We start from the raw sequence: 25,128 nt of genomic DNA, 5'->3' as shown, positions 1-25,128 counted from the left end.
ATTTTCGAATGAGATAGGTGTCACACAAGTCCGCCGCCCGGCGCGCTAGGTTGTGGCTGCCCACCACTGGGCGAGACCAAGGACGCGTCATGACTTCGCGACTGAAGCTGCTAGTGGCCTGTGTCTTTACCATCGGCATCGGCACAGCCACCACGGCATTGGCCTGTACCAATGCCGAAAGGACCTTCTGCAATCAACAGCTCGAGCAATGCCTCGCAAACGGTGAAACCGGTTGCTACCTGAAGCACACGCGCTGCCTGCGCAGCTTTGGATGCACCTTGCCCTGATCGCCTGGCGCGGATTCGTCCCGGGCAGAATCGTTCCGCCCGGGTCCGCTTCGGACGGCGCGGAGAAGCGAGGGGTCAGCCGGACCGCGGGAGCGCGCGAAGTCCCCAGGCGAGCAGACCTTCGGACTGCCGGAGTTCCCTGACCTCGACTTCGAGACCGCGGTGCTCGGCACGGAGGCGATCGGCGAGTCCGGCGACCGCTTCGTGGGTGAGGGCGTGCGTGACCAGCTCCCCGGATCGGAAGCGGTTTTCTTCGAGCGCCGACCGATATGCGGCCAGGTCCGCGGCCGGCTGGCCCGATCTCGCGAGAATGGCCTGCACGTCACTGCGGGCCTGTGTCAGCAGATCCACGGACGTGCCGGTACGGATCTGCAGATCCAGCACCTCCTGCATCCGGTTGAACCGTTCCCTGGCTGCATTGGCCTGCGCCGACCGGGCGACAGGTTCGCCGGCGCGGAGGCGGGCCAGCCATCCGGCCAGCGTCTCCGCTTCCTGGAGCAGGCCGTCCGGACCGAGCAGCCACGCAAGATGTTCGATCTCCACCGTCGCCACGCGCGTGAAGACGGATTCGGCGTGGTGCATCACCACGAACAGGCCGCCCTTTGCCTTCAGGACCCGCAGCACCTCCCGCCATGCGGATGCCTGCTCGGCGTACTCGATGCCGAACTGGCTGCAGATCCCGTCGAACGCGTGATCGGGAAACGGAAGGTGCTCGATCCAGACGTTGGGATGGAATCTCGTCTTGGCGTGGCTTTCCGGTTCGAGCCAGGCCGGCGAGATATCGGCGGCGTCCGTCGCGTCGATGTCCAGGTCGTCGCGGCCCTGTGTCCTCAACAGCATGGGAATGGAGCCGTTGCCCGTCGCGAGGTCGAGTATGCGGCCGCGCGCGGGAAGGAGCCTGCCGGCCTCTTCCCAGAACGCCGCGATCTCGCCCTCATAGTTGTCGCGGAAGCTCGTCGGGCAGGAGTGCAGGGCCCCGGATTTCCAGTAACGGGTCCAAGCGTCCTGCCTGGCGCTCGAGTTGCGTGCGAAGTCGGGATCTTTCATGCGAGCCAGCGGTCCGGCGCAAAAAAAACAGGCCCCCGGTGAAGGGGGCCTGTAGAAGGTTACACCAAGTGGTTCGAAACCATCAGAACTTCTGCGTGTAGCGAAAGTACACCGTACGGCCGTAGGCGTCGTACAGGTAGAAGTTCCAGGGGCGATTGTCGTAACCGACCAGCTGCGGATAACGATCACCCACGTTGGTCGCGCCCAGCGTGGCCGTTCCGTTCCAGGGCAGCTGGTAGTTAACAGCCACGTCGTTGGTGGTGTAGCTGGCGACGCGGGTGTTGGGACCACCTGCGAGGAAGCCGAAATCGGGAGACGAGTCCGGATTCTGCTGGTCGCCGATGTAGTTGATGTTCCAGTTCACGCTCAGGTCGCCGTAGGTCCAGGTGTTCCTCAGGCTGGCGCGGGTGTCCGGAGAGGTCACCCAACCCAGGCGGTCCTTCTCGGTGGAGCCGTCGGTGACCGTGTAGTCGAGCACGTAGGCGACCTGCAGCCAGTTCTCGAGCCGACCGGCATCGCCAAGGTCGAACCGGGTGCGGGCATTGAAGTCCAGGCCGCTGGTTTCCAGGTCGCCTTCGTTGGCGTACGCGGTATTGACCTCAGCCACGGAGCCGTTCGCACGGCGGATGACCGAGGTGCCGGGCGGCAGCGCGATCCCGCGGTTGTCGAAGTCCACCAGTTCCTGATACTCGATCAGGCGGATACGGTCGTCGATCTCAATGTTGTAGTAGTCGAGGGTCAGGTTCAACCACTCGGTCGCATCCCACGCCACGCCGAACGAGTACTGCTTGGACGTTTCGGATTCCAGGTCGGGGTTGCCGCTGCTGTAGCTGTCGATCTGGTAGGAAACGACGTCCTCGTTCTCCGGGCCGTCCGCGATGTTGTCCCCGTTCGCATCGCCACCGCAGTCCGCCGGGGAGAAGCCGATGGCCAGGCAGGAGCGATAGTCCTGGATCTGCTCGGCCGAAAACGCGCGCTTGCCGTACAGGTAAGGCAGCGCCGGGGCGCGGAAGCCTTCGCCAACCGACCCGCGGAAGGTCAGGTTGTCCAGGGGCTGCCAGCGAAGCGAGACCTTCGGAGAGATGTCGCTGCCGTAATCGCTGTAGCTGTCGTAACGCGCGGCAAGCGTGACGTCGAAGGTGTCCACGATCGGGAACAGCCATTCGGCATAGGCGGCATAGACCTCGCGCGAGCCTTCCGCCGAATTGCCGGCGGAACCGGCGACTACGCCCGCTTCGGACAGCGAGTCGTAGAGGTCGCCGAATTCTTCTTCGCGGTATTCGGCGCCGAAGGCGATCGAGGAGAGCCCGCCCGCCATGTCGAACAGATCGAGCGTGGCGTTCGCGTATGCCTCGTCGATGTTGAACCAGCCGTCGCGGCTGGTGGTCGTGGTGATGCCTTGCACGGTTTGCTGGGGATTGCCGAACGGGTCGAACAGGTTGTAGGCACCCGAGGCCGCAGCGGCCTCGGCCAGCGGCGTGACGATGTAGCCGCGACCGATCTCCTTGAACTGGGCGTCGCTGCGGCGAACGCCGAAGTCGACGAACAGCTTGTCGGTGGCCTGCCATTCGAAGCCGAGGTTGAAGTCGCTGACAGCGTTGTCGACGAAGTTGTCGCGATTGCCGGCGGCTGCATACCGGTGATACACGAACACGCCGAGGCCGTCGCCTACGACCGGATCATTCGGCGTGCCTTCCGGGATGTAGAGACGGCCCGGTGTGGGGGCGTAGCGGCCGAAGCTGTCGGTCGTGCTGTAGCTGGCCGAGGTGTAGACCGACCAGTCCTGGTCGATTTGCCAATGACCGCGGGCGAAGAGCGACTTGTTCTTTACGGAAGCCTCGTTCGCGGCGACGGCATTGAAGTCGTAGACGCAGTTGGCACCGTTTATATAGTAATTGGGGTCGTCGCAGGCGTACCCGGTCAGCGCTCCGCCGGCGGCGCCGTCGGAACCGCCCGGTCCCGGGTCCGCCGGATCCTCGAAGTAGAAATTGTTGCCGTAGAACGATGCGCCGCGGACGTTGCCGCCGATCTGGTCGCGGGTGAACACCATCTCGCGCGAACTGAAGGACGCGCCAAGCAGCAGGCTGCCGCGGTCGGAGTTCGTGCCGAAGACCACCGAGCCCTCTTCGGTGTCGCCGCCTTCGATCTTGGTCATGCCCCTGCCGTAACGGAGCTCCGCGCCCTCGAAGTCCCTGCGCAGGATGATGTTGACGACGCCGCCGATGGCATCGGAACCGTACACCGCGGACGCGCCGTCGGACAGGATTTCGATGCGCTCGACCGCCGCCAGCGGGATCGTATTGAGGTCAGCGGAAACGCCGGTGGAAGGCGCGTAAGGGGCACGACGGCCATCGATCAGCACCAGCGTGCGATCCGAGCCGATGCCGCGAAGGTCGACGTCGGCGACGCCCTGCGCGGAACTGCCCGACTGCGGACGGAAGTTGCCGAACGACGAGAACGTGGCATCGCGCAGCAGGTCAGAGACCGAGACGTCGCCGCTGGCGTCGATCGCGGCCCGGTCGATGACCGTGACGGGAACCGCGCCTTCGATGTCGGCGCGTCTGATGCGCGAACCGGTGACTTCGATCCTGTCCAGCGTTGTGGCGGTGTCGGAGGCCGGCTCCTGCGCGAACGCAGTGCCGGTGCCGACGAGAGCAGTGGCGCCCGCGGCGAGCGCGAAGGTAATCGCGTCGCGGAGCTTGGTGGTCTTCAGTGTCATCTCTCTCTCCAAGTGAGTCTTGGGAAATTCCCATGGGAACCCGCCGTTGGCGTCAACTCAGACGCCTAATTCGGCAAGGCCGGGGCCGATGGTAGCCCCCCTTGGAGAAAAATTAAAGTGTCGTTAACGCGAGTGCGGACAGCGGGAACTTCACGCCGTTTCGGCTGCGGAAAGCAGTCCGTCAGAGGTCCTGCTCGTAGCGGACGTAGGGCACGGTGCCTTCGTCCTCGCCGTTCTCGCCGCGGGGTGAGAACGGGTTCCTGCCGCGGGTGACGACGTTCTCGGCACCCACCGTCAGCTGGCCGCTCCAGGGCGTACGCCAGGTGAGGCCGAGTCCCAGACCTTCCCAGCGCGGCTGGCCGGGCGTGTCGATGACCTGGCCGACGATGTTGGCGCCGAAGTCGCCGAAACCGCCGCCGACGCTCAGCGACTTGCTGTCCCAGCGGTCGGCCAGCCCGTCCGGGGCCTGGGTGTAGGGAATCAGCCGGGCCTTGGCGACCGTGCCCGCGATCGAGACATAGCCCTGGTCGCGGATGTTCTTCTGCACGAAGACGGTCAGGTCATTGCCGTCCACCTGTTGGCCGGGGCCGCCGCTGCGCGTGCCACTGGAGGTCAGCCAGGTCGGCAGGTTGCCGCTGGTCTCACCGACCGACACGCCGACGCTTCCACCGGGACGGCTGAGCGCGGCGGTCGCGGTGTTGCGGCGTCCGCCGTCGTCACCGCCGATGTCGTCGTCCAACGACGCCAGCAGGCAGTTGTTGGCGAGATTCCCCAGTGCGTGCGACAGGCCGCTCTGATGATCGCAGAGCAGCGCCAGCGAGTCGCCGGCTTTCAGGCCGAACGCGGCATCGAGGCGGTTGCCCCCGAAGCGGAGCTGTGCACCGGACTTCGCGGTCTGGTCGTCGGTAGGCTCGAGTACCAGCAAGGCCTCCAACTGGCCGCTGGCGTTGTTCCAGATCGGCAGGACGGTGCGATCGTCGCGTTCGGGCCGGTTCTGCGCATGCGCGCCCGCCGCAACGCCAGAGGCGAGCAGGACGGCGAGCGCGAGCTTGGCGGGTCGCAGAAGCATGGCGGACGGTCGACTCGAAAACGAAGTCGGAAGTTCCCCGGGACAGCGGGATCCGACTCTATCTGATTTATGTTTATTTAACAATCCCCCCCGGCTCGTCGAAAGCTACTGCAGCCGCGTCGGCGCCGTCATTGGAGCCGGTCCGGCCGTGAACAAGGCGTCAATGGCAGCGCGGTCGAAGGCGTAGCCCTGGCCGCAGAACTCGCAGCGGACCTGGGCGCGGCCCTCGACCAGGGCGGCCCGCGCTTCCTCCTGCCCCAGCGACTGCAGCACCGCGGCCACCCGCTCGCGCGAGCAGGAGCAGCCGAAGCGCAGCGGCCGCCGGTCCAGCAGCTGCGGCGATTCCTGGTGGAACAGCCGCTGCAGCAGGGTGGCGGTGGGACAGGCGAGCAGTTCCGGCGCCGTCAGGGTGTCGAACAGGGCGCTGGCGCGATTCCAGCCGTCGGCGTCGCCCTCGTCCCCCGGCAGCTTCTGCAGCATCAGCCCGGCCGCGGCGGTGCCGTCGGCCGCCAATGCCACGCGCGTCGGCAGTTGCTCGGACTGGCGGAAGTAGTCCTCGAAGGCGGGGGACAGCGAGTCCGATGCGAGCGCCACCAGTCCCTGGTAGCGCTGCGGCTCGCGGTCGCCGGCGCGCGGGTTTTCGATGGTGATGGCCAGGGTGGCGCCTTCGCCGGCCGCGCGCAGGCCGCGCGGCAGGGTCGTGACGCCCTCGCCGAGGCGGACGATCCCGCGCAGCGTCCCGGCGGCGGTGCACTCGGCGAACAGCGTGCGCAGGGCGCCCTCGCCGCGCAGCTGCACCGACAGGCGCCCGTCGATCTTGGCGTGGCCGGTGAACAGCGCGGCGGCGGCGCAGGCTTCGCCCAGCAACTCCGTGGCCGCGGCGGGAGCGTCGTCGCCGCTGCGGACGTCGCGCCAGGTGTCGTGCAGGTGGACGCGCACGCCGCGCACGCCGGCGTCGGGTAGCAGGAAGCGGACGAGGCAGTCGCTGTCGGGCCGGGAAGGGGTCATGCTCGGGACGTGGATGCTGGGCGGGCCGACATCATGTCGGATAATGGATGCGATGCGGCGCAGTGGAGAGACCGACGTGATAGATGGGGCCGCGGCCGGCCGGGGCAAGTGCCGGGGGCCGCGATGAGCGCGCGCGCGCCGCGGCGGCGCTGGCGCAGGCGCTTGCTGATGCTGCCGTTGGTGCTGGTGCTGTTCAGCGCTCTCCAGGTGTTGGTGCTGCGCTTCGTCGATCCGCCGTTGTCGATGTTCATGGCGGCGCGACAGGTGCAGGCCTGGGCGGCGGGCGACGGCGATTTCCGCATCGCCTTCCAATGGCGTGATTTCGATCGCATCGCGCCGACGCTGCCGCTGGCGGCGATCGCCGCCGAGGACCAGAACTTCGCCGCGCACCACGGTTTCGACCTGCAGGCGATCGAAAAGGCGCGCGCGCACAATGCCCGTGGCGGGCGGCTGCGCGGCGCCAGCACGATCAGCCAGCAGGTGGCGAAGAACCTGTTCCTGTGGAACGGCCGCAGCTGGGTGCGCAAGGGCCTGGAGGCCTGGTACACGCTGCTGATGGAGTTGATGTGGCCGAAGCAGCGGATCCTGGAGGTCTACGTGAACGTCGCCGAGTTCGGCGACGGCGTCTACGGCGCGCAGGCGGCGGCGCGAACCTTCTTCGGCAAGGACGCGGACGCGCTCGGAACCGCCGAAAGCGCGCGCCTGGCGGCGGTGCTGCCCAACCCCAAGGGCTACAGCGCGGCGCGGCCGGGTCCCTACGTGCAGCGTCGCACGCTGGCGATCCAGCGACAGATGCGGCAGATCGGGGGCGTGGCGCATCTCGAGCGATTGGAGTGAGAAGAACGATGCCCACAACGTGGTGTTGCCAGCCTGTGGGCGCGGCGGCGGTCGCGTCCTTCCCCTGCTGGGGCCTGCCCGGACAGCAGTCGCGACTTCCGTCGCTCCCACACCAAGAAGCGGGCCGGCGGGAAGCGCCGATGCGCCGGACGCGGTTAGGATGCCAAGATGCCCCATGACCTGCTGACCATCGTCGTCGCCGCCTACAACGAAGCCGAAGCGCTGCCCGTGCTGCAGGCGCGGATCGCGGCGGCGCTCGACGTGCTGGCGGCCGACTCCGTGGACGGCCGCGTTCTCTACGTCGACGACGGCAGCCGCGACCGCACCTGGGAGGTGCTGCGCGAGATCGCCGCCGGCGATCCGCGCGTATCGCTGCTGCGGCTTTCGCGCAACTTCGGCAAGGAGGCGGCGCTGACCGCCGGCCTGGATCTGGTGGAGCAGGGCGCGGCGCTGATCCTCGACGCCGACGGCCAGGACCCGCCGGAGTTGATCCCGCAGTTCGTGGCGCGCTGGCGCGAAGGCTACGACGACGTCCACGGCACCCGGCTGCAGCGCGACGGCGAGGGCTGGCTCAAGCGCGTCTCCGCGCACGTCTTCTATCGGCTGATGCAACGGCTGTCGAAGACGCCGATCCCGGTCGATACCGGCGATTTCCGCCTGCTCTCGCCGCGCGCATTGGCGGCCTTGCGGCAGCTGCGCGAGCGCCACCGGTTCATGAAGGGGCTGTTCGGCTGGGTCGGGTACAACCGGGTGGCGATTCCCTACGTGCGCGAGCCACGGCTGGCGGGCGCCAGCAAGTTCGGTTTCTGGCGGCTGTGGAATTTCGCCCTGGAGGGCATCACCAGCTTTTCCACCGCACCGCTGCGGCTGGCGACCTATGTCGGCCTGGGAACCGCGGCGCTGGCGTTCGTGTACGCCGTGTGGATCGTGATCAAGGCCCTGTTCCTGGGCGATCCGGTCGCCGGCTGGCCGACCATGATGACGGTGATCCTGTTTCTCGGCGGCGTACAGCTGATCGCGCTGGGAATGATCGGCGAATACCTCGGGCGGCTGTACGACGAGTCGAAGCAGCGGCCGCTGTACCTCGTCGACACCTGGCTGCCGGCGACCGGAGTATCCTCGCGCCAGGTCCGGCCGAGCGGAGGCGAGCATCATGCGTACGGTGAGACAGCTGCTGGAAGCGAAGGCGCCTGAGATCTTCGCCGTCGGCCCGGACGCCGCCGTGATCGAGGCGGTCCGGCTGATGGCGCAGAAGCACATCGGCGCGGTGCTGGTGATGCAGGGCGGTCGCCTGGCCGGAATCCTGTCCGAGCGCGACTACGCACGCAAGATCGTGCTGGAGGGCCGCTCCTCGAAGGACACCCCGGTGCGCGACATCATGACCGCCGAGGTGATCACGGTGGGGCTGGACGACAACGTGCAGCGCTGCATGCAGATCGTCACCCGCGACCGCATCCGCCACCTGCCGGTCGCCGACGCCGCCGGCAACGTGCTCGGCGTGGTCTCGATCGGCGACCTGGTCAAGGCGGTGATCGAGGACCAGCAGCTCGAGCTGGACCAGTTGCAGCGCTACATCTCGTCCTAGCCGCCCGTCCCCCCGCCGCCGTGGTTCTGCCCATGTGGGAGCGACGGAAGTCGCGACGGGCAGACAGTCGCGACTTCCGTCGCTCCCACAGGGCCCCGGGACAGGGTTCGGATGCAAAAAGCGCCGCCTATTTCGCGTATTCGCCGCCGCAATCGCTATTCTCGCCGCCGCCCATCTCGATGGTCGCCAGCAGCGCCGCCGGCGGCGCGATGCTGCCGAGCGCAACCGCCAGGGCGCCGCGCAGGCCGAGCCGGCCGAGGTCGGGGCGGATGTCGGGGTCGGCGAACGTGCCGTCGACCACCAGCGGCGAGCGCAGGGTGAGGATGCTGCGGTCCTTGGGACGCGGCCGCAGAACCAGGTCCAGCGTTTCCTCGCCCAAGTCGATGCTGCCCTCGCCGACGATGATGGTGTCGGTGGTGTCGAACGCCAGCGCGCGCACGTCCATCACGCCGTCCTGCACGGCGAAGTCGCCGAACGCGCAGCGGACCGGGATGACGCGGTCGCCGGTCAGCAGGAAGGCGAGGGCCTCGGCGATGTCGATGCCGGCCAACTCCAGCAGCAGGTTGCTGATCTGGCCGCGGCCCATGCCGATGGCGATGTCGCCGTCGGCGCTGCCGAGCATCTGCGCGATCGAGTTGCCGCTGCCGGCGATCGCCAGGTGGCCGGCGATGTCGCCCGTCGCCTCCTGCGCCAGTTCCGCATCCGGGAACAGGCGGCCCAGGTCGAGGCCGCGCAGTTCGGCGTCCAGGCGTGTGCGGATCGGCTGGTCGCGGGCGTTCATGCGGATGCTCGAACGGATCTCGCCACCGGCGGCGCCGAAGTTCAGCGGCTGCAGGCGGACCACGCCGTCTTCGAGCAGCAGGCGGCCGTCCATGTCGTCCAGCGGCAGCACCGGGGACTCGATGCGCTGCGCCCGCAGGCGCACGTCGGCATCCATCGCGTTCAGCTTTTCGAGCCGGTACGGCGTGTCCGGAAGCACGCGGCCATCGGCGGCCTGCCGCGCCTGCTCGCCGGTCCCGTCGCCATCGGCCTGGGGGTCGCCGCCGATGAAACCGGCAAGGTCGTCGAAGTCGAGCAGTTTCGAGGTCAGCTGCGCACGGAAGAACGGCCGTTCGCCGCCGACGGTGACGCTGGCGTCGCCGCCGAGATCGCTGTCGCCGACCTTGCCGGCGAATCCGTCGTAGCGCCAGGTGTCGCCGTCGCGGCGGAAGCGGCCGTCCAGCGAATAAGGCGGCGTCGGCGGCAGCGCGATCCCGAGCAGGGGGTAGAGGTCCTCGAGATCGTCGCCCGACAGCGCCAGGCGCAGGTCGAAATCCCGCAGCCGGAACACGTTCACCAGCGCGCCGCGGGCATGCGCATGCGTGGCGCCGGCGCTCGCGCGCAGGTCGATGCGATACGGCTGCTCGGTATCCTGCAGGTCGAGCGGCGATTCGGCGCGGCCGTGCAGGCGGAAATCGCTGCCCCGCCAGCGGCCGCCGCCGTCGAGTTCGACGGGCGGCGCGGCGCCCGCGCGGCGCGCCTGCCGGCTTGCGACGTCGACTTCGATCTCGGTGTCCCGCGCCGAATCGACGAACGACAGGTGGCCGTCGTCGATCCAGAGCCGGCCGAGCCGCGGCGGCACCCCCCCGTCGTCGGACCGGCCGAAGTCCCAGTTGCCGCCGTCGGGGCCGGTCTCCAGCCGCAGGCTCGGCTTCGCGAGGCGGATGTCCGGAATCCGGATCCGGCCCGGGAGCAGCAGCGACCGCACGTCGACGCCGAGTTCCAGCCGCTCCGTGCTCGCCATCAGCGGCTGTTCGGACCACGGGGCATTGCCGAGCCGCAGCGCGTCGGCACGAATGGTGACGACGCGGCCGAGGTCGACATCGAGCTGCCCGCCGATCTCGAAGCTGCGGCCGGTACGTGCCTCGACTGCGCGCTCGACCGGGCCCTTGAACCAGTTCCAGTCCCACAGCACGAGCAGCACGGTCAGCGCCAGCATCGCCGCTGCGAACGCGGTCGACTTGGGATGATCGACGATCGCATCGAGGTATCGCGACCGATGTCGGGGTGCGGGCGTCATGGCTTGGTCGCAGCGACTCGGCTTTCCCGCACCTTCGGCAGGCACCGGTCAAGCGGGAGTGAACGCGGTCGACGCGCGTTCAGCCGCGCCGCCGCGGGCAACGCGCGACGGCATCGGTTGGGATCTCCGCGGGCCGGCGGATTCGCGCGGAAACTACTCGCCTGCCGGCTCGCAGCGCAGGGTCCGGCCGGTGTCGTCCTGGCTGAGCGCCGCATAGCCGTCGTCGACGACGAAGCGCAGCCCGACGTCGGACCAGGTCCGCGGCGTGCTGCCCGTGATCACACCCAGGCTCACCACGCGGCCGTCGCTCATGCTGACCCGGGCGCTGCTTCCGCCGTGGACCAGGTCGACGCGATTGCCGCCGTCGCAGCGGTAGCGCGCCTCGACGGCTTCGTCGTCGACCGCGGCTGCCGGTTCGGGTTCCGGTACGGCATCGGCGGCGGCAGGCGCTTCGTCGGCCTGGTCCCGGCAGGAGGTCGCGAGCAGCGACAGGCCGAGTACGAGGCAAAGGAGGAGTCTGGTCATGGCGAGTTCGCCTCGGGGTGCGGAACGGCAGGGGCCGATGATAAACATCGGGCGTCAAGCGGGCGCGATCACCTGGGCCATCACCGCGATGTAATGGCAGACGCTGCCGGCGATGCAGAACAGGTGCCAGATGGCATGGGAGAACGGCACCGACTCGCGGTGGTAGAAGTACGTGCCCAGGGTATAGGCGATGCCACCAGCCATCAGCCAGCCGAAGGTCCACGCGTCCAGCGCCGCGACCACCGGTTTGATCGCAACCAGCACCAGCCAGCCCATGGCGATGTAGATCAGCGTCGACAGGCGCTTGAAACGCCCGGTGAAGAACAGCTTGAAGACCACGCCAGCCAGGGCCAGCGTCCAGATCGCGGCGAACAGCGACCAGCCCAGCGTGCCGCGCAGCGGAATCAGGGTGAACGGGGTATAGGTGCCGGCGATCAGCAGATAGATCGCGCAATGGTCGAACACCTTGAGCCGGCCCTTGAGCACCGGATGGGCGACGGCGTGGTACAGGGTGGAGGCGAGATAGAGCAGCAGCAGGCAGAAGCCGAACACGATCGACGCGCCCAGCTGCCAGGCGTTGCCGTGCAGCGCCGCCAGCGTGATCAGCACCGCGCCGCCGGCGAGCGCCGCGGCCGCGCCGACGCCGTGGGTCAGCGCGCTCGCCAGTTCCTCGCGTTGCGCACGCAGTTCGGCGGTCAGGGTCATGACGACACCATCGGCGGCACGCGTGGAGCAATTGCTCGGTTTCGTCGTCTGCGCGGATACGGCGGGCTGGAAAGGAGATCGCCGCGCCGGCGGACCCCAACGGATCCGGTCGCGGTCGCGGCCACGACCCGGAGGCGCCGCCCCTGAACTGCGGTCACGACTTGCTGCAGTTCCGCGTCGGGCCCTCGTCCTGGTGCAGCTGCACGTTCGGGCCTTCGACCATCAGGCTCAGCGCTTCGCCGACGTAGGCGTCACCGCCGCCCTGGGAGGCCGACTCCGCGCGCGGCAGGGCGATGGTCCGGCCGTCGGGCAGGGTGACGTCGGCGAGGCCGCCGGCATAGGAGACGCGCAGTTCGCTGCCGTCGTCGCAGCCGTAGCGGACCGCGATGTCGTCGGCCGCGACCGGCGGGTCGACCGGGGCGATCGCGTCGGGTGCGGTCTCGAAGTCGGCCGTCGCGCCGTCGGCATCGGGGGCCTGTCGTGGCTGGCACGCGGCGCAGGACAGGACCAGCGTCGCGCAGAGCATGGCGTGGCACCTCATGTTCATCGCTCGCTCCCGTGCGCGGACAAACGCCGAATCTAGCAGTGCCGGCGGTAAAGGCGGGTGATGGCGGGACCGTCAGTCCACGGCCACGGCATGCGCATGCTCGCGGGTGGCCAGCAGCCGCACGTCGGGCCAGCGCTCCGCGGTCAGCTGCAGGTTGACCCGGGTCGGCGCCAGGTAGACCAACTGGCCGGCGGCGTCGATGCCGAGGTTGGAGGCGTTCTTCTCGCGGAATTCCTCCAGTTTCCCCGGATCGTCGCAGCGCACCCAGCGGGTGGTGACCACGCCGACCGGCTCGAAGCCGGCGTCGACGCCGTACTCGTCCTTGAGCCGGTAGGCGGCGACGTCGAACTGCAGCACGCCGACCGCGCCGAGGATCAGGTCGTTCGACATCAGCGGCCGGAAGAACTGGGTCGCGCCTTCCTCCGACAGCTGGGCCAGGCCCTTCTGCAGCTGCTTGAGCTTGAGCGGGTCGCGCAGGCGCGCGCGGCGGAACAGCTCCGGGGCGAAGTTGGGAATACCGGTGAAGGCCAGCGCCTCGCCCTCGGTGAAGGTGTCGCCGATCGAGATGGTGCCGTGGTTGTGGATGCCGATCACGTCGCCGGGCCAGGCCTCGGCGGCGATCTCGCGGTCGCTGGCCATGAAGGTCAGCGCGTTGGCGAGCTTCTGCTCCTTGCCGCTGCGCACGTGGAAGGCCTTCATCCCGGCGACGAACCGGCCCGAGCACACGCGCATGAAGGCGACGCGGTCGCGGTGCTGCGGGTCCATGTTGGCCTGGATCTTGAACACGAAGCCGGTGAGCTTCTCCTCGGACGGCTGCACCGTGCGAGTGGTCGTCGCGCGCGGCTGCGGCGGCGGCGCATGCCGCACGAAGAAGTCGAGCAGCGGCTGCACGCCGAAGTTGTTCACCGCCGAGCCGAAGAACACCGGCGTCTGCCGGCCGGCCAGGTAGGCCTCGGCGTCGAACGGGTGTGAGGCGCCCTGGACCAGTTCCAGCTCGTCGCGCAGCTCGGCCAGCATTCCGGCGCCGATGCGCGCCTCCAGGGCGGGATCGTCGATCGAGGCGAAGATGGTCGAGTCCTGGCGGGTGAAGTTGCGACCAGGTTCGTACAGGTGCACTTCGCCGGTGACCAGGTGCACCACGCCCTTGAGCCGCTGGCCCATGCCGATCGGCCAGGTGACCGGCGCGCACTGGATGCCGAGCACGGACTCGACCTCGTCGAGCAGGTCGATCGGTTCGCGGCCCTCGCGGTCGAGCTTGTTGATGAAGGTCATGATCGGCGTGTCGCGCAGCCGGCAGACCTCCATCAGCTTGATGGTGCGCTCCTCGACGCCCTTGGCGACATCGATCACCATCAGCGCCGAGTCGACGGCGGTCAGCACGCGGTAGGTGTCCTCGCCGAAGTCGGCGTGTCCGGGCGTGTCGAGCAGGTTGACGATGCGGCCTTCGTACGGGAACTGCATCACCGAGCTGGTGACCGAGATCCCGCGCTCCTTCTCCAGCGCCATCCAGTCCGAAGTGGCGTGGCGCGCGGCCTTGCGGCCCTTGACGCTGCCGGCCATCTGGATCGCGCCGCCGAACAGCAGCAGCTTCTCGGTCAGCGTGGTCTTGCCGGCGTCGGGGTGCGAGATGATGGCGAAGGTGCGGCGGCGCGCGGCTTCTGTGGAAACGTCGGGCATGGGAAGTGGCGCCGATGGCGCCGATCGGGGAGGCGGAAAGGCGCAATTATAGGATTTCCGTCCGCGCCAGGTAGCCCTTGCCGTGGCGACGGTGATACCGCGTCGCACCGGATGGGACTGCCTGGCGCGGCTTCGGAACGAGCGGCGCCCGGGCCGGGGCATGCTCCCCGGCTCGGTCAGCCATCCATGGCTGACTCGCCGCCGCAGGCCATCCCTGGCCTGCTTTCCGCATACCCCGGCCCGGGCGCCGCACCGGTCATTTGCTTTCGGATGCTTGGAAGCCCTCCCACCGAAGCCGTCGGGGGTTCGAGCGGGAGACGTGCCGCGGGGATTGCGGAGAGCTGCACATGGATGGTCAGCGGCCCTGAGTCCGGCCATGGATGGCCGGACCGAAGGGCGGAGCAATCCCCGCGGCGCGGCTCATGCCTCGGCGTGGCAGACCGAAGGAGGGCGCTTCAGCCAGAACAGTGTGAAGCGGCTATTCATTGGCGCTGCCCCGTGGCGACGGCGTGGCTTCGTCGCAGTGGAAGGATCTACCTGGCGCGGCAAACCGAAGGCGCTTTGTGCTTCAGAAGCGGTCGGATTCTCGGGCTTCGGGTCCGGCGACGTCGGCATCCGCATCGCGGAAGCGCAGGATGCCGCGGGGACCGAACATGCGGAACGGGATCGACTGCAGGCGCATGCCGCGGTTGACCTGGACCACGAAGTGCAGGTGCGGGCCGCTGCTGAAGCCGGTGTTGCCGGACAGGGCGATGCGCTGGCCGCGGCGCACGCGCTCGCCGGCGCGCACGAAGACGCGGTCGGCGTCGAGATGCGCGTACACCGCCATGCTGCCGTCGTCGTGCAGGATGCGCACGAAGTTGGCGCGGGTGTCGTAGCGGTCCTCGGTGCCGGCGTCGCGGAACCCGGACTCGACCTGCATCACCATGCCGTCGCGGGCGGCCAGCACCGGGGTGCCGACGTCGACCGCGAAATCGACCGCGTGCCGGTTCTCGATGTCGGCGTGGCTGAAGGCGCCGCCCCAGCCCTGCTCGACGTGCAGCTGCCGCGTCTGCAGCGGCCAGGCGTATTCGACATCCCGCGGGCGGGCGCTGGGGTGGCCGGGCACCGCCTCCAGGCGCAGCTCGGCGCGGCCGGGCACGCTGCCGGAGATCCGGGCGACCAGCGCGCTGCCGCGCGCGGGGACGGTGGCGCGCGCCGGCAATGCCGGCTCCGACTGCGATTGCGCTCCGCCGGTGGCGTGCAGCACCACCTCGATCGGCCCGTCGAGCGGGTTGTCGGCCCAGGCGAGGATCAAGCCTTCGCGCTGCTCCAGCCGCAGCCGCGCGACCGGGCCGGGTGCGACCTCCACCGGGACGACCGTGACCTCGGTGTCGCCGGCGTGCTCGCCGACGCGGTCGCCGTAGTGCACGACGCCGTCGGCGCCGATCCAGCGATAGACGCGCGCGGCCTGCGCGGATGTCGCCGTCAACAGCGCCGCGGACAGCAATGCGGCCGGGTGTGCGCGTAGGCGCATCGGATCAGCGCAGGCAGTCGGGGTCGAGCTGCAGCGCCTGGACCACATCCTGCAGGTCGAATGCGGTCACGGCGCGATCATCGTGCACCGCGTACAGCACGCCGGCCGGGAACCGCGGCGTGGCCGCGGCATGCAGCGCGATGCCGTCGGTGTTTGCGGTCAGGCGGCCGCTGAAGCTGCCGCGCGGGGCAAGATCGGTGCGATCGAAGACATGGAATGTGGTCAGCGGCGTGAGCTGATCGACCGCGATCCAGTAGCCACCGTCGGCGCGGCAGGACCACAGCGCCACGCCCTCGGCCTCGCCGACGAAGCTGTCGTCCGGAAGGCTGACGCCGGTGTAGCGGCCATCGAGCGTGTAGGCGTGAAGGGTGGAGACGTTGCCGCGGTCTTCGTCGGCGATCAGCAGGCGGTCGTGCAGCGGATCGCCGGCGATCGACTCGACCATGCGCAGCGCGCCGCGCTCGCCGGTATCGCCGAAGGCGCCCAGGTACTCGGCCTCGAACGTCCCGTCGTCGTCGACCTGCAGGCGATATCGTCGAACCCGCTGGTCGAGCTCCTCGCGCGGAGGCACCACGTCGAACCGCTCGCCGTACATGAAGCTGTCGGTGATGTAGGCCTGCAGCTCGTCGGGCGCCGCCTCGTGCAGCCACAGGCCGTAGGGGCTGCGCAGTTGCTGCTCGCCGAAGCTGCCGAGCGGGCGGAAGTCCGGAAGGTGCAGCACCTGCGCACGCGGCACGTCGCGTTCGACCACGAACACCCGGTCGCCGTAGACCAGCAGCCCGTTCGGGCGGGTGAACTCGCCCAGCGCCTTGCCCTTGCCGCCGACGGTGCGCAGGCGCTCGCCGCTGTCGCCGTCGAACAGGACCAGCCGATGGCTCGACTTGGCGGTGGCGATCACCCAGGTGGCGCCGTCCGGATGGGCCCAGGTGGTCAGCGAGTCGAGCTCGTCGGCGTGATTCTCCTCCGTGACGAAGACCTCCCCGACGGTGACCGCGTCGCGGGCCGTGCCGATGATGCGCCCGTCGGACTCCGGCTGTGGCGGAGGCGCGAGGCTGGCGCAGGCGGCAAGCAGGCTGCAGGCAAGCAGCAGGGCGAGGCGGCGGAAGGTCGGCATCGCGGAAGTATGGCGGAGCGGTGCGGAAAACGGGCATGCCGGATGTGGTGCGACCGTCACAGAAATTCCATCTCTCGATCCGCATGAAGCGATTGACATTGCGGAAAACCGCTGGCAACCTGCGGGCTATCCATCGAGACCGGCGGAGGGACAGGCCCTTTGATGCCGGGGCAACCGCAACCTGAGCCGCAGCGCGGCTCCGGGCGAAAGGTGCCAAGTCCTGCGGGGACCTGAGCGTCCACCGGAAGATGGTTGCGAACCGCCTCTCCCACGGCGGGCGCAATTCCGCCGACCGGCTTCCCGCAGGCATCGATGGCTCCTCCACTTCCGGACGGCGCCATGAGCCTGGTCGAACCCGCGGTCTCTCCCCCCGAGCCCCTGCAACGTTTTCCCGTGCCGGCCGAGCGCGCCGCGCCGGCGGGCGACGCCGCCGCGCGCGGCAGCGTCGAGGTCGACCTCGCATTGCGCCATGCCGGTACGCGGCGGGTGCGCCTGGCCTGGGAGATCCAGGGTGCGGCCGGGGCGCCGGTGGTCCTGGTCGCCGGCGGCATCTCGGCACACCGCCACGTCGCCTCCAGTTCGGCCTTTCCGGAACGGGGCTGGGTGCAGGACCTGGTCGCGGCCGGGCGCGCGCTCGATCCGGCGCATTGCCGCATCCTCGCCTTCGACTACGTCGGCGCCGACGGCCGCCTCGATGCGCCGATCGACACCGCCGACCAGGCCGATGCCGTCGCCGCGCTGCTCGACGCGCTGCGGATTCCCCGCCTGCAGGCCTTCGTCGGCTACTCGTACGGCGCGCTGGTCGGACTGCAGCTGGCCGCGCGCCATCCGGCGCGGCTCGAGCGCCTGGTCGCGGTCAGCGGCGCGCACCGCGCCCATCCCTATGCCGCCGCCTGGCGCGCGCTGCAGCGGCGCGCGGTCGCGCTCGGGCAGCTGCAGTGCGCCGACCTGCAGGGGCTGTCGCTGGCGCGGCAGTTCGCGATGCTGAGCTACCGCACCGAGGAAGAGTTCGGCGAGCGCTTCGACGCGCCGCCGGAGATCGTCAACGGCCGCGTGCGCGTGGCCGCCGAGGACTACCTCGACGCGGCGGGTGCGCAGTACGTGGCGCGCACGCCGGTGACCGCGTGGCTGCGACTGTCCGAATCGATCGACCTGCACCGCGTCGACCCCGCCGCGGTGCGGGTGCCGACCACCGTGGTCGCCGTGGAGGGCGACCGCCTGGTGCCGCTGTCCGACTCGGTGGCGCTGGTGGAGGGGCTGGGCCGGCGCGGCCGGCTGCGCGTGCTGCGCTCGCCCTACGGCCACGACGCATTCCTGAAGGAAACCGACCGCATCGACGCGCTGCTGCGATCGGCGCTGCACAACGAAGGAGAGGCCGCATGAGCATCATCGAAGACACCGCCCCCGCGAACGCCTGTCCGGGCGCCGCCACCCGCGCGGTGCGCGCAGGCATCGACCGCGATCCGGCCTGGGGCGCGGTGACGCCGCCACTGGTGCTGTCGTCGAACTTCAGCTTCGCCGGCTTCGCGGCCAAGCGCGAATACGACTACACCCGCAGCGGCAACCCCACCCGCGACCTGCTCGGCGACGCCCTGGCCGAGCTCGAGGGCGGCGCCGGCGGCGTGATCACCTCGACCGGGATGTCGGCGATCACCCTGCTGCTGCACGCGCTGCTGCAGCCGGGCGATCGCCTGGTGGTGCCGCACGACGCCTACGGCGGCAGCTGGCGGCTGTTCGACGCGCTTTCGCGCAAGGGGCATTTCGAACTGGTCACCGCCGACCTGACCGATCCACGCGCGCTGGCGGACGCGCTGGCGCAGGCGCCGAAGCTGGTGCTGGTCGAGACGCCCTCCAACCCGCTGCTGCGGATCACCGACCTGCGCTTCGTGATCGACGCCGCGCACCGCGCCGGGGCCCTGGTCGCGGTCGACAACACCTTCCTGTCGCCGGCGCTGCAGAATCCGATCGCCGGATTCGGCGCCGACGCGGTACTGCACTCGACCACCAAGTACATCAACGGCCACAGCGACGTGGTCGGCGGCGCGCTGGTGGCGGCGACGCCGGAACTGCACGAGCGGTTCGCCTGGTGGGCCAACGCGCTCGGCATCACCGGCGCGCCGTTCGACAGCTTCCTCACCCTGCGCGGGCTGCGGACGCTGGACGCGCGGCTGCGCGTGCACCAGGAGAACACCACCGCGATCGCCGCCCAGCTCGACGCGCATCCCGCGGTCGCGCGCGTGTACTGGCCCGGCCTGGCGTCGCACCCTGGGCACGCGGTGGCGGCGCGGCAGCAGAAGGGCTTCGGCGCGATGCTGAGCCTCGAGCTCGCCGGCGACGGCAGCGCCGCGCAGGAGCAGGCGGTCCGTGCCTTCGTCGACGGGCTGCGGTGCTTCACCCTGGCCGAATCGCTCGGCGGCGTGGAAAGCCTGATCGCGCATCCGGCGACCATGACCCATGCGGCGATGACGCCCGAAGCGCGGGCGCAGGCGGGCATCTCCGACGGACTGCTGCGGCTGTCGGTGGGGATCGAGGCGCTCGAGGACCTGCAGGCGGACCTGTCCGCGGCGCTGGCGCGCGCCGAAGCCGCGCAGCGCGGCGCCGCGCGCAAACGGGTGGACGCATGAGCACGGTCGCCAGCCTGCCGCTGCCGGCGCGGCGCGGCGCGCGTTCGCCGACGCAGCGGCCTGCGCCGCGGCTGGCGCTGCTCGGGACCGGCACCGTCGGCGGCGCCTTCGTCGCCCGCTGCGAGCGCCTGCGCGCGCGGGGCGCACAGGGCGCGGCGCTGCCCGCGTTCGCGTGGCTGTCGAATTCGCGCACGCTGGTGAGTGGCGGGGGCGACCCGCGACGTGCGGTCGAAGAGGCGCGGGCGGCGCCCGCGCGCGCCGGAGGTTGGCCGCCGTGGGTGGAGAACGAGGGCCTGCGCAGCGGCGACATCGTCGTCGACGCCACCGCCAGCGACGGCGTCGCCGGCTGGCACAGCGAATGGCTGGCGCGCGGCATCCACGTGGTCACCGCCAACAAGCTCGGCAACGGCGCCGATCTCGCCCGCGCCCAGGCCATCGCCGCGGCGCAGCGCGAGCGCCCCGGCGTGCGGTATGGCGACAGCGCCACCGTCGGCGCCGGACTGCCGCTGCTGCGCAGCATCCGCGAACTCGTCGCCGGCGGCGACCGCATCCGCGCGGTCGAGGGCGTGCTCTCGGGATCGCTGGCCTGGCTGTTCGACCGCTACGACGCATCGCGCGCGTTCTCGGACCTGGTGCGCGAGGCGCGCGACGCCGGCTTCACCGAGCCTGACCCGCGCGAGGACCTGGGCGGCGAGGACGTGCGCCGCAAGCTGCTGATCCTGGCCCGTGCCGCCGGCGTGCCGCTGGAGCCGCACGCGGTGCGGGTCGAGTCGCTGCTGCCCGAGGCGCTGGCGCAGGCCTCGCCCGCGCAGGTGGACGAGCGGCTCGGCCTGCTCGATGCCGTGCTTGCCGAGCACCAACGCCAGGCCAGTGCCGATGGCGCGCGGCTGCGGTTCGTCGGTCGTTTCGGCGACGACGGCGCCAGCGTCGGGCTGCGCGCGCTGCCCGACGCGCATCCGCTGTGCGCCGGCCGCGGCACCGACAACCTGGTCGCGATCGGCAGCTGCCGCTATCGCGACCAGCCGCTGGTGATCCGCGGCCCGGGCGCCGGTGCCGAGGTGACGGCGGCGGCGCTGCTCGACGACGTGCTGCGGATCGCGCATCCAACCCCGTAGAGCGGAGCTCGCTCCGCTGCTCCCCGCTCCGAAGCCCGCGCTTCAGCCCATCCGCAACAGGCGCCGGTAGATCCCCAGGGCTTCCGGCGAGAAGCAGCAGAACACCACGCGCTCGATGCGGTCCAGGCGCGCCGTGGTCTCGCGCACCGTCGTCACCGCGACGTTCGCCGCGGCGTCGGCTGGATAGCCGTAGAGGCCGGTACCGATGCACGGGAAGGCGATGCTGCGCAGCCCATGGGCGTCCGCCACTTCCAGCGAGCGCCGATAGCACGAGGCCAACAGCGCCGGCTCGCCGGCGCCGCCGCCGCGCCAGACCGGACCGACGGTGTGGACGACATGGCGGGCCGGCAACCGGTAGCCCGCGGTGAGCCTGGCGTCGCCGGTGCCGCAGCCGCCGAGGCCGCGGCATTCGGCCAGCAGGTCCGGACCGGCCGCGCGGTGGATCGCGCCGTCCACGCCGCCGCCGCCGAGCAGCGGCGTATTGGCGGCGTTGACGATCGCGTCGAGCCGCAGCGTGGTGATGTCGGCCTGCCGGGCCTCGAGGGTGGCGGTCATCGTCGTGCCCGGTTTTCCGTCAGCGCGCCTCCAGCGCCTGCAGCAGCGCGGCTTCGAATCGCGCCGGCGCCTCCACCTGCGGCGAATGGCCCAGGTCGTCGAACTCGACCAGGCGCGCGCCGGGAATCGCGGCCGCCGCGCGTCTGCCGAGCGCAGGATAGTCCCCCAGCCGCGCCGCGAGCTCGGGCGGCGCCCGGTCCCTGCCGATGGCGGTGCGATCGTGCTGGCCGATGAACAGCGTCGTCGGCACGCGGATGTCGCCGAACTCGTGCACGACGGGCTGGTTGAACACCATGTCGGAGGCCAGCGCCTGGTCCCATGCCACCTGCTGCCTGCCCGGCCCGGCGTACATGCCGGCCAGCATCTCCACCCAGCGCTCGTACTCCGGCTTCCACTGGCCGCTGTAGTAGATCTCGCGCTGGTAGCGCTTGATCGAATCGAAGCTTGTTTTCAGTTCGCCGGCATACCAGGCGTCGACATCCTGCCAGGGCACGCCTTCGGCCTTCCAGTCCTCCAGGCCGATCGGGTTGACCAGCACCAGCCGCTCGACCGCGTCCGGATACTGCAACGCGTAGCGCGCGGCGAGCATGCCGCCCATGGAGTGGCCGACGACGGCGGCGCGCTCGATGCCGAGCGACGCCAGCAGCGCACGCGTGTTCGCCGCCAGCTGTGCGAACGAGAACTGGTAGCGCTCCGGCTTGTCCGACTTGCAGAAGCCGACCTGGTCCGGTGCGACGACCCGGAAGCCGGCGCCGGTCAGCGCCTCGATCGCCGATTCCCAGGTCGCGGCGCAGAAGTTCTTGCCGTGCAGCAGCATCACGCTGCGGCCGTTGGCGGTCGCGGTGGGGGCGACGTCGAGATAGGCCATTTCCAGCGACTGCCGCTGCGAGTCGAAGGCGAAGGTCCGCACCGGGTACGGGTACTCGAAGCCCTCGAGTCTCGGACCGTAGACGGGAGGGGCGGATTGCGCCGTCGCCAGTGCCGGCGCGAGCAGGAGGACGGTAGCGAGGAGGCGGATGGATGGGGGCATGGAGGCTCCGGGACAGAATCCGCCTCCAGCTTACCGTCCGCATGTCGACGCGTCGCATTGCAGCACGCCGTCGCCGCTGCGGACGGTACGTACGCCCGGCGGGTATCCCGCCAGGCCGCGCGGATCGGAGCGGGGCGGACCCGGATGAAGGGCGCGGCGCGGGATGCGGCTTGCCGCGGCGAAGCCGGTCAATCCACGCGGAGCGGCGAGCCTCGCTCCGGCCGCGTCAATCGATGCAGGTATAGATCAGGGTGCTGTCGTCGGTCGTGATGCCCCACGCAACCGGTTCGCCGTGGCAGTCGGTGCCGCGCGCACCGACAACCTGGGTATGGTCTTCGCCGTAGTGGTAGCGGACCCAGCCCGGGTTGGGTGCGGCGCTGACCAGGCTGCTTGCGATCACCGCGCCCAGGCCGAGCGCGAGCCATCGGGTCTTGCGCAATTTCATGGCGGTGCCTCCCGACATGCGGCCACGTGGCCGCACCGGGGAACCTACACGGATGCGCGGGCCGGCGCACCCTGCGCCGCCGCATTGCGGAAGCCGGCCGGGAGGACGCGCAGGACGGGCCCGGCCCGCCGCGGGGATCGCCGCGGCTTCAGCTCTGTGCGGCCCCTCGTGCACCGCACGGCCGGTACCCGATACGTGCGCGTTCGATGGGAGCCCGGGACGCGCGGGGCACCGGCCGTCCATGCCGGTGCCCGCGCGGCGCAACGCGGGTGCCTATTCCAGCCCGTCCGCGATCGCGTCGACCAGGGTGCCCGGGGCGTCGTCGCCGCTGAACTCCCAGAAGAAGGCGCCGCCCAGACCCTGCACCTTCACGTACTGCATCTTCTCCGCGACCATCGCCGGGGTGTCGTACGACCAGAAGGTGTTGCCGTCGTACTTCCAGGTGGCGCGCGCCTGCGCGTCGGTGTGAACGCTGCCGGGCCTGTCCTTGAGCACCTTGTAGTCCTCGATGCCGCTCTCGTAGGTGCCCGGCGCCGCGCTGCCGCTCTGGTACAGGCCGTCGTTGGCGTTGGGCACGTTGGTCCAGCCGCGGCCGTAGAAGCCGATGCCGAGGTTGAGCTTGGCCGCCGGCACGCCGCGGTCGAGGAAGGCCTGGATCGCGTCGTTGCTGTTGTAGTAGCGCTGGTCGCCGGTGGAGGGGTCGTCGGGCGAGTCGAACAGCGCCGAGTGGTGGTTGGTCTGCGGATCCCACGCGCCATGGAAGTCGTAGGTCATGACGTTGATGAAATCCAGGTACGGGTGGTACTCGCCGGGGTCGGTGACGCGGATCTTGTCGATGCCGGCGCCCACCGCCACGGTGAGCAGCAGCCCCGGACGCACCGCGTCGAGCTGGCGGCGGAATTCGGCCAGCAGCGCCGTGAAGTTCTGGCGGTCTTCCGGCGTGCCGCAACTCAGCCCGCAGGCGACCGGATATTCCCAGTCGATGTCGATGCCGTCGAACACCCCCGCCGCCGCGCCGGGGCCGCCGGCGCCGTCGGTGACCGGCAGGTTGCCGTGGATGTAGGCGTCGATGCACGAGGCCACGAACGCTTCGCGGTTCTCCGGCCGCGCCGCCGCGGAGAATCCGCGCGACCAGGTCCAGCCGCCGAGCGAGATCAGCACCTTCAGCCCGGGATGCCTGGCCTTGAGCTTCTTCAGCTGGTTCCAGTTGCCGCGTAGCGGCTGGTCCCAGGTGTCGCCGACGCCGTCGACGCTCTGCGCCGCGCCGAACGACTTGGTGTAGTCGGCGAAGGCATCGCCGCCGGCGCCGGTGTTGGGATCGGAGGGCTGGGTGACGCCGACCTCGCAGCGGTTGTTGCGGACGTTGCCGAACGCATAGTTGATGTGCGTCAACCTGGCGGCCGAGCCGCTGGCGTCGATGTCCTTCACCTGGTAGTTGCGGCCGTAGATGCCCCACTGGGTGAAATAGCCGATCACGTGCTTGCCGCCGCCACCGCCATCTGGCGCGGTGCGGACCACCACCTGCGGGGTCGGCGCCGAGGGATTGCCGGCGTTGTCGCGTGCGCGCACCTGGTAGCTGTAGGCGGTGTCGGCCGCGAGCGCGCTGTCGGTGTAGCCGGCGGCGGCGGGCGAGCCGACCGGCGCGCCGTCGCGATAGACGTCGTAGCCCGCCACGCCGCTGCCGCCGGGGTTGTCGGCGGAGGCGTTCCAGGCCAGGGTGATGCTGCTCGCGGTCTGCCGCGGCGAGTGCAGCCCGGTGGGAACGCCCGGCGGGGTATCGTCGTCCGCGGCGGACACCGTGATCGAAACCGGCGACGACGCGGTGCCGGCGCCGTCGTCGTCGGTGGCGACGGCGGTCAGGGTGTGCTGGCCGGCCGGGACATTCGTCCACGAAACGCCGTAGGGAGCGCCGGTGTCGACGCCCAGCGAAGCCTGGCCGTTGAAGAATTCCACCCGGGCGACCGTGCCGTCGCCGTCGCTCGCATCGGCGGACAGGGAGATCGTGCCGCCGGCGACGAAGCTGGCGCCGTTCGTCGGTGCGGTCAACGCGACCGAGGGAGGCTGGTTGCCGCCGCCGCCGTCGCAGGCGCCCAGGTCCTCGTACCAGCCGCAGGACGGGCAGTGGCTCGGCGGTGCGTTCCAGATGGGGACCTTGGCCTCGTACAGCCGGTCCTCGTGGACCAGGCGGTCGCCGGGGGCGTAGATGGTGGATGCGTTCCACGCGGGGATTCCCGCGCAGCTGGCGGCTTGCGCATGCGCGGGGGCCAGCCACGCGAAGGCGAGCAGCAGGCATAACGGCAGTATTCCGGGTCTGCGGTGCATGGCGATTCTCCTTTCGACGCCTGTGGGACGGCGGGACGGGGCGATCGCGTCGAATCCCCCCGGCGGTCCGGCAGGACGGCGTCCGGACCGGCGCCGGCGCGGGTTTTCGGCGGATCGATGACGCAACAGATGTGGGGGAGGACTGCACGCGCCGGAGCGCGGCATGAAGCGGAAGAACACGTCAGGAATGCCGGATGGTTGACATCGTTGTCAATCGGGATAACACCGATATGGGAGCAAGATCACGCAGATCGATGACAACGATTTCCAGGCCGGCACGGACACGTCTTCGGCGGACTCGAAAGCGGTCGGCAACGGTCATGTCCGCGCTGCGGCGTGCCC

22 protein-coding genes and 1 riboswitch are annotated in these 25,128 nt (G+C 70.1%); of the genes, 7 read left to right on the top strand and 15 right to left on the bottom strand.

Going from position 1 to position 25,128, the window contains the following annotated elements:
- The first annotated feature begins 89 nt into the window (after positions 1–89).
- Positions 90–287, top strand: coding sequence for a hypothetical protein (locus U3649_RS17045; protein ID WP_407352479.1), 198 nt, complete (start codon positions 90–92; stop codon positions 285–287).
- Between the two features lie 75 nt (positions 288–362).
- Here the strand turns inward: U3649_RS17045 and U3649_RS17040 are convergent, their stop codons facing one another.
- The 4 genes from U3649_RS17040 to U3649_RS17025 all read right to left on the bottom strand — a co-directional run bounded on the left by U3649_RS17040 (position 363) and on the right by U3649_RS17025 (position 6,130).
- Positions 363–1,334: a class I SAM-dependent methyltransferase gene (locus tag U3649_RS17040; RefSeq protein ID WP_407352478.1), complete on the bottom strand. Its 972-nt coding sequence runs from the start codon at positions 1,332–1,334 to the stop codon at positions 363–365.
- 82 nt (positions 1,335–1,416) lie between these two features.
- Complete coding sequence (locus U3649_RS17035) at positions 1,417–4,053, bottom strand: TonB-dependent receptor plug domain-containing protein (protein WP_407352477.1); 2,637 nt, start codon at positions 4,051–4,053, stop codon at positions 1,417–1,419.
- Between the two features lie 181 nt (positions 4,054–4,234).
- Positions 4,235–5,086: a hypothetical protein gene (locus U3649_RS17030; protein ID WP_407354653.1), complete on the bottom strand. Its 852-nt coding sequence runs from the start codon at positions 5,084–5,086 to the stop codon at positions 4,235–4,237.
- Between the two features lie 141 nt (positions 5,087–5,227).
- Positions 5,228–6,130, bottom strand: coding sequence for an Hsp33 family molecular chaperone HslO (locus U3649_RS17025; RefSeq protein ID WP_407352476.1), 903 nt, complete (start codon positions 6,128–6,130; stop codon positions 5,228–5,230).
- Positions 6,131–6,253: 123 nt separating this feature from the next.
- Between U3649_RS17025 and mtgA the strand changes: the two genes are divergently transcribed.
- From mtgA to U3649_RS17010, 3 genes are all read left to right on the top strand, one after another.
- Positions 6,254–6,967: a monofunctional biosynthetic peptidoglycan transglycosylase gene (gene mtgA / locus U3649_RS17020; protein ID WP_407352475.1), complete on the top strand. Its 714-nt coding sequence runs from the start codon at positions 6,254–6,256 to the stop codon at positions 6,965–6,967.
- Positions 6,968–7,135: 168 nt separating this feature from the next.
- Entirely contained in the window at positions 7,136–8,161 is a 1,026-nt protein-coding gene (locus U3649_RS17015) for a glycosyltransferase family 2 protein (RefSeq protein ID WP_407352474.1), read from the top strand.
- A complete protein-coding gene (locus U3649_RS17010; protein ID WP_407352473.1) occupies positions 8,121–8,552 on the top strand; it encodes a CBS domain-containing protein in 432 nt (143 codons plus the stop codon). Before U3649_RS17015 ends, U3649_RS17010 begins: the two co-directional genes overlap by 41 nt.
- Positions 8,553–8,679: 127 nt before the next feature.
- On the opposite strand, the gene U3649_RS17005 is transcribed toward U3649_RS17010, so the two are convergent.
- The 7 genes from U3649_RS17005 to U3649_RS16975 all read right to left on the bottom strand — a co-directional run bounded on the left by U3649_RS17005 (position 8,680) and on the right by U3649_RS16975 (position 16,695).
- Positions 8,680–10,611 (bottom strand): AsmA family protein, encoded by a 1,932-nt coding sequence (locus tag U3649_RS17005; protein ID WP_407352472.1) that lies wholly within the window; start codon positions 10,609–10,611, stop codon positions 8,680–8,682.
- Positions 10,612–10,764: 153 nt separating this feature from the next.
- Entirely contained in the window at positions 10,765–11,136 is a 372-nt protein-coding gene (locus tag U3649_RS17000; protein WP_407352471.1) for a hypothetical protein, read from the bottom strand.
- 54 nt (positions 11,137–11,190) lie between these two features.
- Positions 11,191–11,841, bottom strand: coding sequence for a hemolysin III family protein (locus tag U3649_RS16995; protein ID WP_407352470.1), 651 nt, complete (start codon positions 11,839–11,841; stop codon positions 11,191–11,193).
- Positions 11,842–11,995: 154 nt separating this feature from the next.
- Positions 11,996–12,388 carry a hypothetical protein gene (locus tag U3649_RS16990; protein WP_407352469.1) on the bottom strand — a complete coding sequence of 131 codons (393 nt, stop codon included), beginning with the start codon at positions 12,386–12,388 and terminating at the stop codon, positions 11,996–11,998.
- A 72-nt stretch (positions 12,389–12,460) separates the two neighbouring features.
- Complete coding sequence (locus U3649_RS16985; protein WP_407352468.1) at positions 12,461–14,065, bottom strand: peptide chain release factor 3; 1,605 nt, start codon at positions 14,063–14,065, stop codon at positions 12,461–12,463.
- A gap of 568 nt (positions 14,066–14,633) precedes the next feature.
- Positions 14,634–15,581 (bottom strand): peptidoglycan DD-metalloendopeptidase family protein, encoded by a 948-nt coding sequence (locus tag U3649_RS16980; protein ID WP_407352467.1) that lies wholly within the window; start codon positions 15,579–15,581, stop codon positions 14,634–14,636.
- Positions 15,582–15,585: 4 nt separating this feature from the next.
- Positions 15,586–16,695 (bottom strand): phytase, encoded by a 1,110-nt coding sequence (locus tag U3649_RS16975; RefSeq protein ID WP_407352466.1) that lies wholly within the window; start codon positions 16,693–16,695, stop codon positions 15,586–15,588.
- A gap of 127 nt (positions 16,696–16,822) precedes the next feature.
- A riboswitch (SAM riboswitch) is annotated at positions 16,823–16,950 on the top strand.
- An 84-nt stretch (positions 16,951–17,034) separates the two neighbouring features.
- Here U3649_RS16975 and U3649_RS16970 point away from each other — a divergent pair.
- Genes U3649_RS16970 through U3649_RS16960 form a run of 3 tightly spaced genes read left to right on the top strand, consistent with a single transcriptional unit; the run spans position 17,035 to position 20,434 of the window.
- Positions 17,035–18,078 (top strand): homoserine O-succinyltransferase, encoded by a 1,044-nt coding sequence (locus tag U3649_RS16970; protein ID WP_407352465.1) that lies wholly within the window; start codon positions 17,035–17,037, stop codon positions 18,076–18,078.
- Positions 18,075–19,319, top strand: a complete 1,245-nt coding sequence (locus tag U3649_RS16965) for an O-succinylhomoserine (thiol)-lyase (RefSeq protein WP_407352464.1) — start codon at positions 18,075–18,077, stop codon at positions 19,317–19,319. The genes U3649_RS16970 and U3649_RS16965 overlap by 4 nt, the downstream gene beginning before the upstream one ends.
- The gene (locus U3649_RS16960; protein WP_407352463.1) at positions 19,316–20,434 is read left to right on the top strand and encodes a homoserine dehydrogenase; all 1,119 of its coding nucleotides are present in this window, start codon (positions 19,316–19,318) and stop codon (positions 20,432–20,434) included. Before U3649_RS16965 ends, U3649_RS16960 begins: the two co-directional genes overlap by 4 nt.
- Before the next feature lie 42 nt (positions 20,435–20,476).
- On the opposite strand, the gene U3649_RS16955 is transcribed toward U3649_RS16960, so the two are convergent.
- The 4 genes from U3649_RS16955 to U3649_RS16940 all read right to left on the bottom strand — a co-directional run bounded on the left by U3649_RS16955 (position 20,477) and on the right by U3649_RS16940 (position 24,786).
- A complete protein-coding gene (locus U3649_RS16955) occupies positions 20,477–20,989 on the bottom strand; it encodes an O-acetyl-ADP-ribose deacetylase (RefSeq protein ID WP_407352462.1) in 513 nt (170 codons plus the stop codon).
- A 19-nt stretch (positions 20,990–21,008) separates the two neighbouring features.
- Complete coding sequence (locus U3649_RS16950) at positions 21,009–22,019, bottom strand: alpha/beta fold hydrolase (protein ID WP_407352461.1); 1,011 nt, start codon at positions 22,017–22,019, stop codon at positions 21,009–21,011.
- A gap of 226 nt (positions 22,020–22,245) precedes the next feature.
- Positions 22,246–22,464, bottom strand: a complete 219-nt coding sequence (locus U3649_RS16945) for a hypothetical protein (RefSeq protein WP_407352460.1) — start codon at positions 22,462–22,464, stop codon at positions 22,246–22,248.
- 273 nt (positions 22,465–22,737) lie between these two features.
- Positions 22,738–24,786, bottom strand: coding sequence for a glycosyl hydrolase family 18 protein (locus U3649_RS16940; protein WP_407352459.1), 2,049 nt, complete (start codon positions 24,784–24,786; stop codon positions 22,738–22,740).
- Between the last annotated feature and the right edge of the window lie 342 nt (positions 24,787–25,128).

The sequence above is a fragment of the Luteimonas sp. R10 genome (assembly GCF_045689605.1).
GTDB lineage: Bacteria > Pseudomonadota > Gammaproteobacteria > Xanthomonadales > Xanthomonadaceae > Luteimonas.
This window is presented reverse-complemented; position numbering and strand designations above follow the sequence as displayed.